Annotated in this window: 1 pseudogene; it reads right to left on the bottom strand. The window is 47.5% G+C overall.

Features of this window, described 5'->3' with window-relative positions:
* A pseudogene (locus D0817_RS26355) lies at positions 1-210 on the bottom strand (hypothetical protein); the annotation flags it as partial.
* Positions 211-316 lie beyond the last annotated feature (106 nt).

Raw genomic sequence — 316 nt, forward strand, 5'->3', positions numbered from 1 at the left:
CTTTTTGGAGAAGTTGTTCTGAGTCTTCGTTGTGTCCTGCAGCGTCGAAAAGCTGATCGCCATCCCAACAAAAATCAACGCATTATTGATGGATGCCCAGAATGTGTCGAAACCTGCGAAGTACGGATAGACCATATAACCCAAAGCAACCACCAGCAACGGGTACTGCAGATAACTGATGACCTGGAATAATCGCTTCACATTGACCATGGGCGGTCCTCCGGAAAACGGCTCTTGTTTGGATGAAGCAAATCGGGCGTGGTCATGTAGTACCTAGCGTGATAGTAGATGCTAAGGGGATGTTCATAAGGGCTTT

Origin of the sequence: Flavobacterium cupreum (genome assembly GCF_003996965.1) — a bacterium.
Lineage (GTDB): Bacteria > Bacteroidota > Bacteroidia > Flavobacteriales > Flavobacteriaceae > Flavobacterium > Flavobacterium cupreum.